This window comes from Citrobacter sp. RHB35-C17 (genome assembly GCF_013816795.1).
Taxonomy (GTDB): domain Bacteria; phylum Pseudomonadota; class Gammaproteobacteria; order Enterobacterales; family Enterobacteriaceae; genus Citrobacter_A; species Citrobacter_A amalonaticus.
The window spans coordinates 4516929-4532725 of record NZ_CP057150.1 but is presented as its reverse complement, the minus strand read 5'-3'; the positions used below and the strand labels follow the sequence as shown (position 1 = coordinate 4532725).

The following is a 15797-nucleotide window of genomic DNA, read 5'->3' as shown; positions in this document are numbered from 1 at the left end:
GCTTCCTTATGAAGTTAAGGTCTGATTGAGCAAAGTCAGTACCCGAGTGGCGTCACCTTGCTTCAGTTGATTGATGAAATCCTGATGGATAAGTTTGCGACACAGGGTGCCGATGATTTTGACCTGATCGTCTTCGCCGGTTTGCGGTATGCCGAGGCAGATCCAACAGTTAACGGCTTCGCCATCGCTGGACTGCCAGTCCACTCCGTGAGTTTTACGGGCAAACAGTACAAAGGGGTGTTCTACGCAGGCGCTTTTGCCATGGGGCACAGCGATACCTGATCCGAATCCGGTAGAATGCAGTTTTTCCCGCATCAGCAGCGTTTGTAAAAACAACTGGCGATCGGTGATCGCGCCATTCCGAAACGCCATTTCCGCGAGTTGTTTCAGAATGGAATAAGTGCTGTTGCCCTGAATATTCAGGTCAATACAACGTACCGTAAGCTCTGACATAGAGAGACTCCGTTAAAACCTCTTTTCTACGATTTTAACGATGCTTTCGTATTGAGATGAGCGGCAATATGTCTGAGCGGAGTGACATAATGTGGGCTAAGCATCAACAGGCTTTGTGCACGAGGCCACATTTTGCAACGCGACGCAGAAAGAAATAATGCGCTGATAAACCTCCCGGACGCAAAAAAATGCGATATTTCTCACATTTCTCTCTTTTTATAAACTCGATATGACGTACAGAATAGGGGCGCGTAAAAAGGATGAGGGGGGCTTCAATTAACTAAATGATAATTAACGGAATTAAAAAATCACGCTTTGATAAATTTCATTTTTATATGTGATTGGCATCACAAAAATTGACCATGCAATCAGTCTGTCAATATTACTCGCCTCTGAATTTATCAGCATAATGTGATCTTCGTTGCAAATAGCAGACTTGAAGTCAGGGAAAAATGTTTCCACGGGTGCTTCGGAGGAAACGCAATGAAAATTGGTATTGTCATTAGTGGGGGCGATGTGTCTGGAATAAATAATTTCATATTCCAGATTGCCCGACTCGCGGATGCAAAAATTACCTTATTCAATGGTGGTATTCCCGGCTTGCTGGAGAAAAATCATCATGACGTGGCATGGCGCGATTTGGTCGATTTTTCTATCGCGGCAATACCTCTCATTACCTCGGGAAGAACGACCCGTAAGTTGCAGCGTAGCGAATATGAAACGATCGCCAGAAAACTCAAGTCGCTGCACATTGATGTGTTAATTATGGCGGGCGGTGACGGCAGTTTACAGTTTCTCAATACCCTGAGCGAATTTGATATTAATTGTTTTGGCGTGGGGATGACTATCGATAATGATGTTTATGGCAGTCATTATACGATTGGTTTTTCGACCGCCTGTGAACAGATTATTAAGGAGGTTTCTCGTTTACGAAATACGGGCAGAGCGCTACCTGGTCGCGTGTTTATGGTGGAATTATTGGGGGGATATTGTGGTGAATTAACGCTGCAATCCGCAATTAAATGCAATGCGGATATCGCCCTGATTCCGGAATGCCAGATGTCGCTTGATGCCTTAGCGGAACGGGTAAGGCAAAAACTGACCGTCCAGAATAGCGTGATTATTCTGTGCTCAGAAGGCTACACCAGAGAATATTCTCCCGGTTTTCAGGGGGCGATTGACACCATGATAAAACAGCTCGAACCACGTATTGGCGAGCGCATTCGTAAAACGATTGTTGGTTACGGTTTACGTAATGGCGATCCGACCTGTGAAGAAATTTATCAGGGCACCATCATGGCGAGCGAAGTGGTTCGATGCATCCAGTCAGGGATGAAAAATAAAGCGATTATTATAAATCAAAGCAATAAACCTATTCCGATTGATCTCGTAAGTATGAAAAAACGTCTGGTCGATACAGAAGGACATCATTACAAACTTGCCAAACAACTCAATATTATTTGAGGAGACCTTACATGCTGAAAATTCTTTGCGTATGTGGCTGCGGCCTCGGTTCAAGTTTTGCTATTGAAATGACGGCGAAAGCGGTTTTAAAGAAACTGGAAATTCCTGCGCATATCGAACATACCACGGTATCTGAAGCAGGGGCGTTTAAATCTGACATGATCCTGACGCAAAAAACCTTTGCTGACATCTTAACGGCGGATGCCAGTGAAGAAGAAATTAAACGGGTCGTGGTTCTGAATAAGCTCACGGACAAAGACGAAATTGAAGCCAAAATCGTCGCGTTTTTAAAAGAGCGGAATCTGAAGGTAGCTCATTATGAATAGCTTCGTTGAATTCATCGTTAAAGATTTGCTCGGTCAGGCGTCGATATTAATCGCCTTTATCGCGATGCTCGGACTGATCCTGCAAAAGAAATCACCGGGAAAAACCGCAGAGGGGACTTTTAAAACGCTGCTCGGTTTTTTAATCATGATGGCCGGGATCAATATTATTGTCGCCACACTGACCTTCCTGAACGATATTTTTACTCAGGGATTTGGTATGAAGGGCTACATTACCGATGTGGCTGCCATCGCTGGGTTAGCTAACCGTGAGTTGGGCTCAGAAGTGGCGTTAACCCTGATGGTGATTTTTGCCGTCAATATCATCATCGCGCGTCTGACACCGCTGAAATACATCTTCCTGACCGGACAAGCGTTGTTGTGGATGGCGACCATTGGCGCGGTCATTGGCTATAAATCGGGGCTCACCGGACTGCCGTTGATTCTGACCGGCGGGGTTTTTGGCGGCGTGATGGCGGTGCTGATGCCTGCGCTGGCGCAACCGGTGGTCAGGCGCATCACCGGCTCGGATGATGTGGCGCTGGGGCACTTTTGTACTATTGGCTATCTCGTGCAGGCGGCGGTGGCTAAAGTGGTGGGCAAAGGATCTCGCTCCACGGAAGACCTTGAATTACCCGATAATTTCAAGTTCTTACAGGATACCTATCTCGCCATGGCGGTAGTGATGGTGCCGATGTACCTCATTCCGGCGCTGGCGGCGGGTCCGGAATATATCGCCCAGTTCTCCGGCGGCGTGAACTATCTGATGTATGCCTTCATGCAGTCCATTCAGTTTGTGGCCGGTGTCTTCGTGCTCTACAGCGGCGTGCGCTTACTGCTCAACGAACTGGTTCCGGCATTTCGCGGTATCGCTATGCGTATCGTGCCGGATGCAAAGCCCGCGCTGGATTGCCCGGTTCTGTTCCCTTATGCCCCCAACGCGGTGATTGTTGGGTTCCTGGCGACCACTGTCGGTTCCATCATCGGTATGCTGGTGTTCCCGATGTTTGGTCTGGCGATGATCCTGCCGGGTCTGCTAACTAACTTTTTCGCCGGGGGGACCGCGGGTGTCTTTGGCAACGCGCTGGGCGGCCGTCGTGGCGCGATGATCGGCGGCGTAGTTCACGGGCTGTTCATCACCTTCCTGCCTGCGATTCTGGTGCCGATGCTGGAAACCTACGGTTTCACCGGCGTCACGTTCAGCGATTCTGACGTCATCAGTTCCGGCCTCGTTTTAGGCCACGCCTTCCAGAATAACTGGCTGTTTGTCGCGTTGTTCATTGTTTTTGTTGCCGCACTGGCATGGTTCGTAAACGGTAAATCCGCTAAGCCAAAAGGGGAAAATGTTCATGAGTCTGTATAATTTCAACGAGATCCTAAAAATCGGCCAGGAAAGAAATTTCAAAGCGATTGGATCCTTTAACCTGCACTGTATTGAAATGCTGCCTGCGTTTTTTAAAGCGGCGCAAAAAACGAATAGCCCGTTAATGATTCAGATTTCAACCGGGACGGCAGAATATCTGGGTTATCGCCTGCTGGTTGATGCGGTGCGTTCGCTGGCGGAGAGCGAGAATGTCCCAACCTGTCTGCATCTGGATCACTGCTCTGATATCAGCGCCATTGAGACGGCGATGAATGCCGGATTTTCCTCGGTCATGTATGACGGCTCGCACCTGGAACTGGAAGAGAATATCGGTAATACCCGCATCGTGGTGGAGATGGCCAGACCGCGCAATATTACGGTGGAAGGCGAGCTTGGGGCTATTGGTGGCTCAGAGGATGGTAAAGCAGTGGCGGCAGAGGATATCTGCTTTACGACGGTAGAAGATGCCAAACGCTTCGTTGAGGAAACGCGAGTCGACATGCTGGCGGTGTCGGTGGGGACGGTACACGGCTTGTATACCGGCAAGGCACAGATTCAACATCAGCGGCTGCAAGAGATCAGCGCCGCGACCGGTGTTCCACTGGTATTACACGGGGGAACGGGGGTGAGTGATGACGATATGCGCCTGGCCGTCACTGAAGGCATTAATAAAGTGAATGTCGGCACGGAAATGAACGTACAGTGGGTCGACCAGTGTAAAAATACCTTTGAGAAAGGCAAAGTGAATGACAGCGTACGTAAGTTTTTAATTCCGGCAAATAATGCCGTCACCCAGGTATTAATGGAAAAGATCGCGTTATTTAAATAACTCCGTTATTAATAAATGATGTTTTGTTGCCCTGTTGTCCATCAGGGCGGGGGATCGCTATGTTTGAATCTTTGAAATCGTTATGGAAAAAAGAAACACGCCCGCCGGAAGATTATGATGAACAGTCCCGTGTTCTGGCAGGAGAAATCGCCAGGCTGGAAGGTGAACTGCAGGGCAACCCGGGTAATGGTGAAATACAGAAAGCATTAATGCTGATCTATAACCGGGCGCTGTCGGTCTATGCCAAAAGCCAGACGCACCGGCAGGATATTGATTCGCTTTTTGTGCGTATAGATGAGTTGCGTAATGTTATTCGCCGGAATATTTAGCGTCGGGTTTATTAAGCGCTTAGGGAGTCGTCATGACGATAAAAGAATTACTGATCGAGGCCGATGCCATTCAGGTTGGCGTCGCGGAAAACGACTGGCAGAAGGTGATTCAACTGGCGGCCAGACCGTTGGTCGCAAAAGGGTATATTTCAGCGGAATACGGTCAGGCAGTTATCGACAACACCCTCAGTCATGGGGCGTATTATGTATTTGATGAAGGGGTTGCGATCCCCCATGCCCGTCCAGAATGTGGGGTGAAGCGCAACTGTTTTAGCATGGTGCTGTTGGATAAGCCCATTCAGTTTGCCGACAGTGAAGCCGCCGACATTGTCATTATGTTTGGTGCACAGGACAGTAATGCGCATATTGAAGAGGGCATCCGCGCCATTGTCGCCTTACTCGATAACGATGAACGCATGGCGAAGTTGCGGGCGGCACGTTCCCAGGAAGAGGTGGTCGCGTTGCTATGAAACGACACCTCTCGCCGGACTGTAAAACAGTGATTCTGATTAACGGGATCCCCGCTTCAGGTAAAAGTACCATTACTCATCAGCTCTCCAGGACCTTCAGTCTGCCATTGCTGACGATTGATGGGATCAAAGAGCCGTTTATGGCGCGCTTTACGGATATCGACCGACCTTTCAACCGGCAGTTGGGCTGTGCGGCCTATGAGGTGATCTGGTCTATTATCGGCCACGCTCCGGCGAACGTTGTCTGGCTGGTTGATGCCTGGTTTGGCTTTCAGCCTCGCGAGAGGTTGCAACAACTCTTGCAGCAGGCGGGCGTTGAGAAGGTGTTGGAAGTGTGGAATCAGATCACGCCTGAGCTGGCCGTGACGCGCTATGCCACCCGCTTACAGGATCGCAAACCGGGTCATCCCGGTGAGGAGTATCTACCCGAACTGGCGCAACTGGCAGAACGCGCCGAACCGATGCGGCTCGGGCCGGTGTTTACGGTAGATCAACAGCAAACGCTGGATATTGAATCCGTTATCGCCTGGATAGACGAACAGATAGACAAAACCTGAACGGTAGAGTGTCGTTACCCCTTCAAGGGCGCCCGCGGGCGCTTTTTTAGTGTATCCCTACCATTCGCAGCAGCGCGGTCACCACGGCGGCGGCGACGATCACCACAATCAATGGCATCTTACGCCAGGCGAGAAAGACCGCGAACGCCACGCCGAGAACGCGTGCCATGCCAGCAAAATGCACGCCTTCATAAAAGGTGGTGGCCAGGGCGACGGAAAACAGCAGTACCGTGGCGGCATCGGATAACAGTGCCTGAGCGCGTTCAGAGAGCGCCAGGCGACTGCCCAGTCTGGCGCCGCCGAGGCGCATTAAATAGGTGCCTGCCGATAAAATGGCGATACCGACGATAAACAGCGTCATGTTACCCATTACTTTTTCCTCGTCAGTAAGCCCAGCAGGGAGAGCAGAACTGGCAGCCCGACCGGCGCGAAAGGCACGGCGGCGAGCGACACGGCGGCTCCGCTCAGGCCCCGAATCAGAGTGGTACGGTTTTTAAACGCCGGGACGACGAGAGCCAGCAGGATAGCCGGGAACACGGCGTCCAGCCCGATGGTTTCCGGGGCTGGCAGCAATTGACCCACCACGGTGCCCAGCAGGGTCCCCAGCGGCCACAGAATGGCAACGCCGAGGCCACATAGCCAGTAGGCGGCTTTGCGCTGCTCTGGGGTTTTCTGCGACAGGCCGAACACGACGCTTTCATCGTTCATAATATGGCAGCCGAAAAAACTCGCCGCGCGGGTGCCGACCAGATCCCGTACCGTCACGCCAAACGGAACATGGCGGGCGTTAACCAGTAAACCGGCTGCGGCAGCGGCTAACGGATTACCGCCGCTGGCGACAATGCCGATAAACATAAATTCGGATGCCCCTGCCAGCACACAAATAGAGAGTACAAACGGCACCCACACCGGGAAGCCATAAGCCATCGCCAGTGAACCGTAGGACATCCCAACCACGCCTACCGCCAGGCAGACCAGAAAGATTGCTTTTATCGTGTCTGCCTTCAGACAGGAGAAGAAGTGCGCCATGATTTAGCCATATCGAACGAATTTCCATTATAATGAACGCAACATCAGTGTTTGACAAGATGAACGATTCGTTCGATATAAAAAACATGGAGTCGGGTATGACACAACCCATCAGCGTGATCGCCAAAAGTCTGGTTCGCGAGCGTCAGCGGACGGGTCTGTCGCTGGCAGAAATCGCCCGACGGGCGGGGATCGCCAAGTCGACGCTTTCCCAACTGGAGGCGGGGAACGGTAATCCTAGCCTGGAAACTCTCTGGTCGCTTTGTGTGGCGCTGGATATTCCCTTTGCGCGACTGCTGGAGCCGCAGGTGCAAAAAACGCAGGTGATCCGGTGCGGTGAGGGTACGAAAGTAGTGGCTGAACAGGCGCACTATCAGGCGATTTTACTGGCTGCCTGCCCGCCTGGCGCACGGCGTGATATCTATCTGTTGTTGACCCAGCCAGGAGCCGACCGCATTTCTCAGCCGCATCCACCGGGCTCGATCGAGCATATTATTGTCACGAAGGGAAAAGCGCTGGTCGGGCTGACAGAAGCGCCAGAAGTGTTAGGTGAGGGCGACTATATTTGTTATCCCGCCGATCAGGAGCATATCTTCCAGGCGCTGGAAGCGGATACCCAGGCGATTCTGGTGGCCGAGCAGAGTTTAGCGAACCTGGAATTTCACCGTTATGGTATGCAAAAGGCTCCCCCGAATGATTACTTCTAATTATTTTTTCTCTTAATGCATATTTAATTGTTTTTATGATATTTCGTTTATTTTAGCCCTTTTGTTATATTCCTCACGAACTGAAAGCTTTCTGCGTTTACACAAAGAAAGCTGCATGTTAGTAATTGCTGGCCTGCGGCGCGGTAACAGTTGATTATTATCGTCAATTGTAGCCGTTATTAAATATAAAAATAACACATACTATTTTGTTATTCATTTTGCGTATTTCTCAAAGAAATACGCTGTCCATTATTTATTTTCAAGGAGCGCAAATAAATGAGGAAATCGACGCTGGCTTTAGCAATAGGTCTGTTATTAATCGCTAATAATGGTTTTGCTAAAACGCAAAAAATGACGCTGGAACAACGGCTCGAACAATTGGAAGCGCGACTGGAGGCCGCAGAATATCGGGCGGCAAAGGCGGAAAATCAGGTTCAGCAATTACAGACCCAACAGGCAACCGAAATCCGTGAAATTAAGGCGGCACAGGGCAACACGCCAGTTAACGGCCAAACCCCTCCTGATGAGACGAAAAAGAATGCCGCGACACCGAATCTGCTGCTTTCCGGTTATGGCGATCTGAAAATCTATGGTGATGTTGAATTCAACATGGATGCGGAAAGTAATCATGGCTTGCTGGCAATGACCAATGCCAGTGTTGACCATGACCCGACTAACGAACAGTGGAATATTAATGGCCGGATTTTACTGGGCTTTGATGGTACACGTAAGCTGGGTGAGGGTTATTATGCCGGATTCTCCGCCCAACCGCTGGGGGATATGACCGGTACGGTGAATATCGATGATGCCGTCTTCTTCTTTGGTAAAGAGAATGACTGGAAAGTGAAGGTGGGGCGCTTCGAAGCCTACGATATGTTCCCACTGAATCAGGATACCTTTGTTGAACATTCGGGGAATACCGCCAACAATCTGTATGACGACGGCAGCGGTTACATCTATATGATGAAAGAAGGCCGCGGTCGTTCTGATGCTGGCGGTAACTTCCTCGTCAGCAAGCAGGTGGATAACTGGTACTTCGAGTTAAACACTCTGCTGGAAGAAGGCACTTCACTCTATAACGATGACGAATTCCACGGTCGGAGAATGGATCAACAGAAAAACGTTGCCTATTTGCGTCCGGTTATTTCATGGTCGCAGGATGCGTTCTCGGTAGCTGCCGCGATGGAGTCGAACGTCGTCAATAACGCCTATGGCTACACCAACTCAAACGGTAAATTTGTCGATCAGTCGGACCGTACCGGTTACGGTATGACGATGACATGGAATGGTTTAAAGAGCGATCCGGAGAATGGCATGGTGGTTAACCTGAATACCGCTTATCTTGATGCCAATAATGAAAACGATTTTACCGCCGGGCTGAACGCGCTTTGAAACGTTTTGAATTAGGTTATATCTACGCGCATAACAAAATTGATGACTTTGAAGGGGTGTGTGTGATGACGGCTGCTGGATTAATAATAAAGGCACCTATGACATTCATACCATTCACGCGTCGTATCAGTTTGCTAATGTGATGAATATGCAAAACTTCAATATTTACCTTGGCGCATATTACTCAATTCTGGATAGCGAAGGCGATAACGTGAACGGCGACGATTCTGATAATCGTTATGGTGGTCGCGTTCGCTTTAAATATTATTTCTAAACGAAAAAGGCCCGGTAGCGCCGATGGACTGCCCCCCAAAAGTTGGACACTCAACTGAGTAAGGTGCAGTTTTTTATGGCAAAGCCAAAATATTCCCCTGAAACAAAACTGGCTGTGGTTAATCATTATTTGTCCGGAAAAGACGGAGAAGAGCGTACAGCCGACCGTTTTGGTGTTGAAAGAACTTCCGTCCGTCGCTGGGTCAGGGCGTGGCAACTCCACGGTATGGAAGGGCTGTCAGGGAAAAATAAACATCATTCAGCTGAATTTAAACTCGTCGTCGTCCGGGCGGTTATCCGTGACCACCTGACGATGCGTGAAGCAGCTGCCCGGTTTAATCTCTCTGCAGAAACGCTTGTCCGACACTGGGTCTGCGTGTACAACGATGCCGGAGCGGAAGGACTGCTAAACATTCAACGCGGACGGCCTGGAAAAATGACAAAACAAAAAATCCCCCCATCCCCTACAGATAAAGAACTGGAAAAACTCTCCCCCGAAGAACTCCGGGCTGAACTCCGTTACCTGCGGGCAGAGAATGCCTATCTAAAAAAGTTGAAGGCCTTGGTTCAGAGCGAAAAAAACGGCAGCAAGCCCTGATAATCAGTGAACTGAGGCATAAGCACGCTCTGCGAGACCTCCTGCGCGCGGCAGGCATGTCCCGCAGTACATGGTATTACAATATGAATGCCCTGAAGCAGGTGGACAGGCATGCCGGGCTGAAAGATAAAATCCGTGAGATATACGCCTGGCACAAAGGCCGTTATGGCTACCGCAGGATCACGCTTTCGCTGAGAAAGCAGGGTCTGCTGGTGAACCATAAAACCGTGCAGCGGCTGATGACAGAGCTGTCGCTCCGGTCTCTGATAAGGGCGAAGAAATACCGCTCATGGAAGGGGGAAACAGGCAAGGCAGCCCCCAATATCCTGAGCAGGAACTTCAGTGCATCAAAAGCCAATGAAAAATGGGTTACGGATGTTACAGAGTTCTCGCTGCAGGGTAAAAAGCTGTACCTGTCGCCGGTACTCGATCTTTTTAACCGGGAAATAATCTCCTACAGCCTGTCGGAAAGGCCGGTGATGGAGATGGTTAATACCATGCTGCGGGATGCGTTCTTAAAGCTCGGACCAGACGACGCCCCCTTGCTGCACACAGATCAGGGCTGGCAATATCGGATGGCAGGCTATCAGGCAAAGTTAAAGGCGCAGGGCATGACGCAAAGTATGTCCCGAAAAGGAAACTGTCTGGATAATGCCGTGATGGAAAACTTCTTCGGGACGCTGAAATCGGAGTGTTTTTACCTGAGTCAGTTCAGCAATATCAGCGAACTGAGGAAGGCGATAGAGGATTATATCCGTTACTACAACAACGAGCGGATAAGCCTGAAACTAAAAGGCCTGAGTCCGGTAGAGTACCGGGCCCAGGCTCTGAAGGCCGCTTAATATAAACTGTCCAGATTTATGGGGTCAGTCCACGAGGTCTACCGGGCTCATCGATTACTCCAGATAAAACACGTTTTTCAGCTCTGCGCTCACCGGGCTGTTATCCGGATTTGCGGGCATGACGTCGCGCATATGCTTCCACCAGCGCTGACAAACGTCAGTGTTGGCAACGGCGTTCCAGCGTTCTTCGGACTCAATCTCTACGGTCGCAAACAGCAAATTACGCGGCGCATCGAGATAGATCGCGTAATGATGCGCCCCGTGCGCTTTCAGCACAGCTTCCAGCTCCGGCCAGATGGGATTATGCCGACGCTGGTACTCCTCATGTGCGTCGGCATTCACCTGCATCACGAACGCTTTGCGGATCATAATGCCTCCAGATACAGCTCGCGTACTTCGTCACGGCTGGCAGTCCGCGGGTTACACGGCGCACAAGGATCCGCCAGCGCTTTGTCCAGCCAGCCTTCGATATCCTCTTTAGTGACGCCAAGCTGGCTGAAACCAGCCGGAATACCGACACGTTTGCTTAATGCGCGGATGGCGTTGATCGCTTCCATACTTGCTGCTTCATCGCTCATACCACGGGTATCGACACCCATCGCCTGCGCGATGCGGGCAAAACGCGCCACTGCGTTCGGGCGGTTAAAGTTTTCGATAATCGGCAGCAGGATGGCGTTACAAACGCCGTGCGGCAGGTTATGCGTGGCGCCCGGCTGGTGCGCCAGGGCGTGAACCAGCCCCAGGCCGGCGCTGTTGAACGCCATCCCCGCCAGATACTGACCAAACGCCATTTGCTCGCGTGCTTCCAGGTTGTGGCCATCATCGACCGCTTTTGGCAGCCACAGGTTGATCAGGCGAATCGCTTCCAGCGCATTGGCGTCAGTCAGCGGGTGTGCACCAACAGAAACATATGCTTCCACCGCGTGGGTCAGCGCGTCCATACCGGTTGCTGCCGTCACGGAGGCCGGGATTTCCAGCATCACGCTGGCATCGTCCACGGCGATATCCGGGATAATGTTCGGATCGATGATAACCTCTTTCACCTGGCGTCCGGAGTCGATGATCACGGCGTTGCTGGTCATCTCGGCAGCGGTTCCGGCAGTGGTGTTAATGGCAACCAGCGGTACGCCTGGGTTTTTCACTTTCCCCACGCCGGAGTAAGCGGTGGAAGGCCCCGGGTTCGCGGTGAGGATTTTCACGGCTTTAGCGGTATCGATCGGGCTGCCGCCGCCAAAGGCGATGAGGTAATCACAGTTCGCGTCCTGATAAGCCGCGTAGCCTTTTTGCACCAGCGCTTCGGTCGGGTTCGGGAACACCTCATCGAACAGGTGGTACGACATTTTGTGCTCATCCAGCGCCGCAAACAGACTGTCGAGCAGGCCCAGCTTAACCAGTTGACCGTCGGTGACGATCAGCGCTTTTCCCCATTGCTTATTCGCTACGAGGTTCACCATATCGCCAATCGCGCCCGCGCCGTGCAGACTGATTTTCGGAAGTGCCAGCATAAAGCTCATGTTGTTTCTCCTTAAAGTGATGATATTTCCGGCGGCAAAACTCCATGTCGCCGGAGGGATTCAGATTCGTCGTCGTTGCATCATTCGGCGGGTAAGAATCGGCAGCGAGATCACCACGATCAGCATCGCGCCGATAATGATCGACATCACGATGCCCGGCACGTTGAGCAGGCTCAGGCCGAAGGTCACCAGCCCCATCAGGAACGCTGCGATGATGACGCCAGTCATGCTGCCGGAGCCGCCGAGAATATTGACGCCACCCAGCACCGCCATTGTTACCACGGCCAGCTCCCAGCCCATCGCGATGGTGGGACGCGTACTGCCGAGTCTGGAGGTGAGCAACACGGCGGCCAGTCCCGCCATGAGTCCGACCAGAGCGAATAAAATCAGGTTGTGACGTTTCACGTTAATGCCGGAGTACCACGCGCCCACCGGGTTATTACCGATGGCGTAGGTGCGGCGACCAAAGTTCGTTTTGTGCAGCAGGAAGGTGAACACGATCGCCAGTACGATAAACAGAGCAAACTCGAACGACAGCGCGCCCCAGACGTAGCCCTGACCAAACCACGTAAAGCTTTCCGGGTAAGCATTCAGCGCCTGATCGCCGAGTAAAATGTAGGTTATGCCTCGATACAAACTCATGGTGCCGATGGTGATCACGATGGATGAGAGATTAAACCGCGTCACCAGGATGCCGTTCAGCAGCCCGCACAAGAGTCCGGTTCCCAGCCCGACGCAGACCAGCAGGGGCGTATCCATTCCCGCTGCCGCGCAGAACCCCATGGCCGTCGAACTCAGCGCCAGAGTTGACGCCACCGAGAGATCAATTTCCCGGGCGATAATCAGCATCGCCATGGGCAGCACGATGATCGCTTTTTCGGTGAAGTTGAACGTTGCGTCGGAGAGATTCCAGATATTAAGGAAGTACGGCGAGGCCAGCGCGTTGACGATAAATACCGCCAGGGTGACGGCGAACAGAAAACCCTCCCAGCACAACAGGCGTTGCCAGACCGCGCGCGTATCGGGGGCGCGTTCGATCGCTTCAGACGTCATCACTTTATTCATGAGTTCACCGCCTGTTTTTGCCGTGCCAGCGCTGCGTTGCGCAGAATTAACCGGCCTTTGTGTTTATTGCTGCGTTCGTTGAGCAGAACGGCAATCACGATCACCGCGCCGGAAATAGCCATCTGCCAGAAGGGTGAGATGCCAATGACGGGCAATGCGTTATTGATCACGCCAAGGAACAATGCGCCACACAGGCAACCGAGAACGCGACCGATTCCTCCCATCGTACTGATACCCCCAATCACACAGGCTGCCACAACCTGTAACTCAAAACCGTTAGCTACATCGACATAGGCAACAGCGAATCGGGAAATCCACAGGTAGCCGCAGAAACCGGCGAGGGCACCCGACAGGCAGAAGCTGATGAACTGCATTTTCCCGGCGTTGATCCCGGTGTAATACGCCGCAGTGGCATTCCCGCCTGCGGTGTACAGCGCTCGTCCTGTGCGGCTGTAGCGCAGGAAGTAGCTGACTACGATAACGGCGGCGATGGCGCACCAGCTCAGTACCGGCAGGCCAAGCAGAGCAAAACGAGGAAGGGCGAGGAAGCTGTCGCTCATCTGATGCGAGTTAATCCAGCCGCCGTTCGACAGCAAAAAGATAATGCCGCGATAAATGCTCATGGTACCGAGCGTGACCACTATCGCCGGGATACCTAATTTCCAGACCAGCAGACCGTTGATCATTCCCATCACCAGACCGCAGGCGGTTGCCAGTAATATCAACGCCCAGACGGGGATCTCAGGATGCTGGAAGTTGAGCAGGGCGACGATCATCCCGGTGAGCGCCAGATTGGCGGCCATCGACAGATCGATACCTTTGGTCAGTAGTACCATCATTTGCCCGAGCGCGAGGATGATCAGAATCGAGGTGTCATTGAAGATTTCAGCCAGGTTGCCAGGAGAGACAAACGACGGGACGCGACTGCCGATGGCGGCGATCATCAGGAGAATAACCGCTGCCAGCAGGGCTTCGCGGTGTTTGAGCAGGCGCTGAATCATTATGCTGCCTCCTTATTGATGCCGCTGGCGGCGCTGACAATGGCCTCCGCTGTGGCTTCACCGGCGCGGTATTGCGCGACCATCAACCCTTCGTGCATGACGATAATTCTGTCTGCCATGCCCATCACTTCCGGGAGTTCAGAGGAGACCATAATCACCGCCAGCCCTTGCGCCACCAGCTCGGACATAAACTGGTGCACCGCCGCTTTTGAGCCGATATCGATGCCTTTGGTCGGTTCGTCGAGAATAATCACTTCAGGATGGGTGGCGAGCCATTTACCGATCACCACCTTTTGCTGATTGCCGCCGGAAAGCGTTTCGACCGCCTGACGCCAGCTAAACGCTTTGACCTGCAGGCGTTTAGCATAGCTGTCCGCCAGTTGCCACTCTCGCGCCGCATTGAGCACGCCACGCGGATTCAGCTTACTCAACTGCGGCAGGCTGATGTTCTCGGCGATACTCATTTCAATGATTGCCCCCTGTTTTTGTCGTTCTTCCGGCACGCAGACAATACCAGCGCGAATCGCATCGGCAGGCTGATGAAAATGAATGGCCCGTCCGTTGAGACGGATTTCACCGTGAGAAGGCCGGGATACGCCGGACAGTGCCTGCATCAACTCGGTCCGTCCTGCCCCCACCAGCCCGTAGAAACCGAGGATCTCCCCTTTTCTCAGAGTGAAATCAATGTGGGCAAATTCAGTGGGATGGCAGAGATCTTTCACCTCCAGTACCGTCTCGCCTTTCTCGCAGGCCACTTTCGGGAAAGTCTGGGTAATCGCGCGTCCTACCATCATGGCGACCATCCGCTCTTCGCTAATCTCATGAATGTCGCCGGAACTGACGAATACGCCGTCGCGTAGAATGGTGTAGTGATCCGCCAGCTCAAAGATTTCATCGAACTTGTGGGAGATAAACAGAATCGCTTTGCCTTCCTGCTTCAGGCGCTCAACGATTTGATAGAACTCCAGAATTTCGTGTTGCGACAGTGCGGCGGTCGGTTCATCGAGAATCACTACCTGGGCCTCAAAGGAAAGCGCACGGGCAATGGCCACCATATGGCGCTGGGCGATGCTCAGGGTTTTCAGCGTGGCGCGCGGATCGATCTGCACCTCAAGGCGGGTGAGGATCGCCTGCGCCCGACGGTGCATTTCTGGCCAGTCGAGCTTTTTGAAAAAGCCTTTATACAGGTATTGGCCGACAAAAATATTCTCAGTCACCGACAGCTCATCGAACAGCACCGTTTCCTGATGAATCGCGGTAATGCCGACTTTATGCGCCGCTTCCGGCGTCGGGAGCTGAACAGGAATAGCCTTGTAGAGGATTTCCCCCTCATCAGGCTGATAGATGCCGGTCATGACTTTGACCAGCGTGGATTTCCCCGCACCGTTTTCGCCCACCAGCGCGGTCACTTTGCCTGGCCAGAGATCGAGCTGCACGTTCTCAAGGGCGCGCACGCCGGGGAATATCTTGGTGATCCCATGAAGTTGCAATAAAGGGGTGGACATGTCAGTTCTCCTCTTCATGTAGTGTTGCCGGATGGCGCTAACGCTTATCCGGCCTACAAAACGTATCGGTACCCGCAGGCCGG

The 15797-nt window shown here is 52.3% G+C and carries 16 protein-coding genes and 2 pseudogenes; 10 read left to right on the top strand and 8 right to left on the bottom strand.

Translation table 11 applies throughout. The features are described 5' to 3' along the window. Positions 1-6: 6 nt before the first annotated feature. Positions 7-453: a PTS fructose transporter subunit IIA gene (locus HVZ37_RS21530; RefSeq protein ID WP_181627955.1), complete on the bottom strand. Its 447-nt coding sequence runs from the start codon at positions 451-453 to the stop codon at positions 7-9. A 483-nt stretch (positions 454-936) separates the two neighbouring features. Between HVZ37_RS21530 and HVZ37_RS21525 the strand changes: the two genes are divergently transcribed. The 7 genes from HVZ37_RS21525 to HVZ37_RS21495 are packed head-to-tail and all read left to right on the top strand — an operon-like array spanning position 937 to position 5788. Continuing rightward, positions 937-1917, top strand: a complete 981-nt coding sequence (locus HVZ37_RS21525; protein WP_044257191.1) for a 6-phosphofructokinase — start codon at positions 937-939, stop codon at positions 1915-1917. 11 nt (positions 1918-1928) lie between these two features. Further along, on the top strand, positions 1929-2243 hold the full coding sequence (locus HVZ37_RS21520) for a PTS sugar transporter subunit IIB (protein WP_042325486.1): 315 nt from the start codon (positions 1929-1931) through the stop codon (positions 2241-2243). Then, entirely contained in the window at positions 2236-3603 is a 1368-nt protein-coding gene (locus HVZ37_RS21515) for a PTS sugar transporter subunit IIC (RefSeq protein WP_042998879.1), read from the top strand. Before HVZ37_RS21520 ends, HVZ37_RS21515 begins: the two co-directional genes overlap by 8 nt. Beyond that, positions 3590-4432 (top strand): class II fructose-bisphosphate aldolase, encoded by an 843-nt coding sequence (locus HVZ37_RS21510; protein ID WP_042998880.1) that lies wholly within the window; start codon positions 3590-3592, stop codon positions 4430-4432. The genes HVZ37_RS21515 and HVZ37_RS21510 overlap by 14 nt, the downstream gene beginning before the upstream one ends. Positions 4433-4491: 59 nt before the next feature. Further along, complete coding sequence (locus HVZ37_RS21505) at positions 4492-4761, top strand: hypothetical protein (RefSeq protein ID WP_042998881.1); 270 nt, start codon at positions 4492-4494, stop codon at positions 4759-4761. A gap of 32 nt (positions 4762-4793) precedes the next feature. Beyond that, on the top strand, positions 4794-5231 hold the full coding sequence (locus tag HVZ37_RS21500; RefSeq protein WP_044257193.1) for a PTS sugar transporter subunit IIA: 438 nt from the start codon (positions 4794-4796) through the stop codon (positions 5229-5231). Beyond that, a complete protein-coding gene (locus tag HVZ37_RS21495) occupies positions 5228-5788 on the top strand; it encodes an AAA family ATPase (RefSeq protein ID WP_061069455.1) in 561 nt (186 codons plus the stop codon). The genes HVZ37_RS21500 and HVZ37_RS21495 overlap by 4 nt, the downstream gene beginning before the upstream one ends. Before the next feature lie 46 nt (positions 5789-5834). Here HVZ37_RS21495 and HVZ37_RS21490 read toward each other — a convergent pair whose 3' ends face one another. Both HVZ37_RS21490 and HVZ37_RS21485 read right to left on the bottom strand, forming a co-directional pair. Continuing rightward, positions 5835-6158 carry an AzlD domain-containing protein gene (locus tag HVZ37_RS21490; RefSeq protein ID WP_061069456.1) on the bottom strand — a complete coding sequence of 108 codons (324 nt, stop codon included), beginning with the start codon at positions 6156-6158 and terminating at the stop codon, positions 5835-5837. Next, entirely contained in the window at positions 6158-6817 is a 660-nt protein-coding gene (locus HVZ37_RS21485) for an AzlC family ABC transporter permease (RefSeq protein WP_042998885.1), read from the bottom strand. Before HVZ37_RS21485 ends, HVZ37_RS21490 begins: the two co-directional genes overlap by 1 nt. A gap of 98 nt (positions 6818-6915) precedes the next feature. On the opposite strand from HVZ37_RS21485, the pseudogene HVZ37_RS21480 reads away from it, so the two are divergent. The 3 genes and pseudogenes from HVZ37_RS21480 to HVZ37_RS21470 all read left to right on the top strand — a co-directional run. Continuing rightward, positions 6916-7461 (top strand): annotated as a pseudogene (locus HVZ37_RS21480) (XRE family transcriptional regulator); the annotation flags it as partial. 339 nt (positions 7462-7800) lie between these two features. After that, positions 7801-9190, top strand: a pseudogene (locus HVZ37_RS21475) (carbohydrate porin). A 75-nt stretch (positions 9191-9265) separates the two neighbouring features. Further along, a protein-coding gene (locus HVZ37_RS21470) for an IS3 family transposase (protein WP_249033498.1) occupies positions 9266-10629 on the top strand; the annotation gives its coding sequence in 2 pieces (ribosomal slippage) (positions 9266-9770 and positions 9770-10629; 1365 coding nt in all). 54 nt (positions 10630-10683) lie between these two features. Here HVZ37_RS21470 and rhaM read toward each other — a convergent pair. From rhaM to HVZ37_RS21445, 5 genes are read right to left on the bottom strand one after another with little or no spacing between them, the layout of a single operon-like run. Next, a complete protein-coding gene (gene rhaM / locus HVZ37_RS21465) occupies positions 10684-10998 on the bottom strand; it encodes an L-rhamnose mutarotase (protein WP_042998889.1) in 315 nt (104 codons plus the stop codon). After that, the gene (fucO, locus tag HVZ37_RS21460) at positions 10995-12143 is read right to left on the bottom strand and encodes a lactaldehyde reductase (RefSeq protein ID WP_042998890.1); all 1149 of its coding nucleotides are present in this window, start codon (positions 12141-12143) and stop codon (positions 10995-10997) included. Before fucO ends, rhaM begins: the two co-directional genes overlap by 4 nt. A gap of 60 nt (positions 12144-12203) precedes the next feature. Then, positions 12204-13208, bottom strand: a complete 1005-nt coding sequence (locus HVZ37_RS21455; RefSeq protein ID WP_042998891.1) for an ABC transporter permease — start codon at positions 13206-13208, stop codon at positions 12204-12206. After that, on the bottom strand, positions 13205-14209 hold the full coding sequence (locus HVZ37_RS21450) for an ABC transporter permease (RefSeq protein ID WP_042998892.1): 1005 nt from the start codon (positions 14207-14209) through the stop codon (positions 13205-13207). Before HVZ37_RS21450 ends, HVZ37_RS21455 begins: the two co-directional genes overlap by 4 nt. Next, a complete protein-coding gene (locus HVZ37_RS21445) occupies positions 14209-15714 on the bottom strand; it encodes a sugar ABC transporter ATP-binding protein (protein ID WP_044265190.1) in 1506 nt (501 codons plus the stop codon). The genes HVZ37_RS21450 and HVZ37_RS21445 overlap by 1 nt, the downstream gene beginning before the upstream one ends. Between the last annotated feature and the right edge of the window lie 83 nt (positions 15715-15797).

Excerpts from the sequence above, each read along its gene's own strand:
- HVZ37_RS21485 (WP_042998885.1), bottom strand. The coding sequence starts at position 6,817 with ATGGCGCACTTCTTCTCCTGTCTGAAGGCAGACACGATAAAAGCAATC.
- HVZ37_RS21455 (WP_042998891.1), bottom strand. The coding sequence starts at position 13,208 with ATGAATAAAGTGATGACGTCTGAAGCGATCGAACGCGCCCCCGATACG.
- HVZ37_RS21520 (WP_042325486.1), top strand. The coding sequence starts at position 1,929 with ATGCTGAAAATTCTTTGCGTATGTGGCTGCGGCCTCGGTTCAAGTTTT.
- HVZ37_RS21445 (WP_044265190.1), bottom strand. The coding sequence starts at position 15,714 with ATGTCCACCCCTTTATTGCAACTTCATGGGATCACCAAGATATTCCCC.
- HVZ37_RS21490 (WP_061069456.1), bottom strand. The coding sequence starts at position 6,158 with ATGGGTAACATGACGCTGTTTATCGTCGGTATCGCCATTTTATCGGCA.
- HVZ37_RS21510 (WP_042998880.1), top strand. The coding sequence starts at position 3,590 with ATGAGTCTGTATAATTTCAACGAGATCCTAAAAATCGGCCAGGAAAGA.
- rhaM (WP_042998889.1), bottom strand. The coding sequence starts at position 10,998 with ATGATCCGCAAAGCGTTCGTGATGCAGGTGAATGCCGACGCACATGAG.
- fucO (WP_042998890.1), bottom strand. The coding sequence starts at position 12,143 with ATGAGCTTTATGCTGGCACTTCCGAAAATCAGTCTGCACGGCGCGGGC.
- HVZ37_RS21505 (WP_042998881.1), top strand. The coding sequence starts at position 4,492 with ATGTTTGAATCTTTGAAATCGTTATGGAAAAAAGAAACACGCCCGCCG.
- HVZ37_RS21495 (WP_061069455.1), top strand. The coding sequence starts at position 5,228 with ATGAAACGACACCTCTCGCCGGACTGTAAAACAGTGATTCTGATTAAC.
- HVZ37_RS21450 (WP_042998892.1), bottom strand. The coding sequence starts at position 14,209 with ATGATTCAGCGCCTGCTCAAACACCGCGAAGCCCTGCTGGCAGCGGTT.
- HVZ37_RS21515 (WP_042998879.1), top strand. The coding sequence starts at position 2,236 with ATGAATAGCTTCGTTGAATTCATCGTTAAAGATTTGCTCGGTCAGGCG.
- HVZ37_RS21530 (WP_181627955.1), bottom strand. The coding sequence starts at position 453 with ATGTCAGAGCTTACGGTACGTTGTATTGACCTGAATATTCAGGGCAAC.
- HVZ37_RS21525 (WP_044257191.1), top strand. The coding sequence starts at position 937 with ATGAAAATTGGTATTGTCATTAGTGGGGGCGATGTGTCTGGAATAAAT.
- HVZ37_RS21500 (WP_044257193.1), top strand. The coding sequence starts at position 4,794 with ATGACGATAAAAGAATTACTGATCGAGGCCGATGCCATTCAGGTTGGC.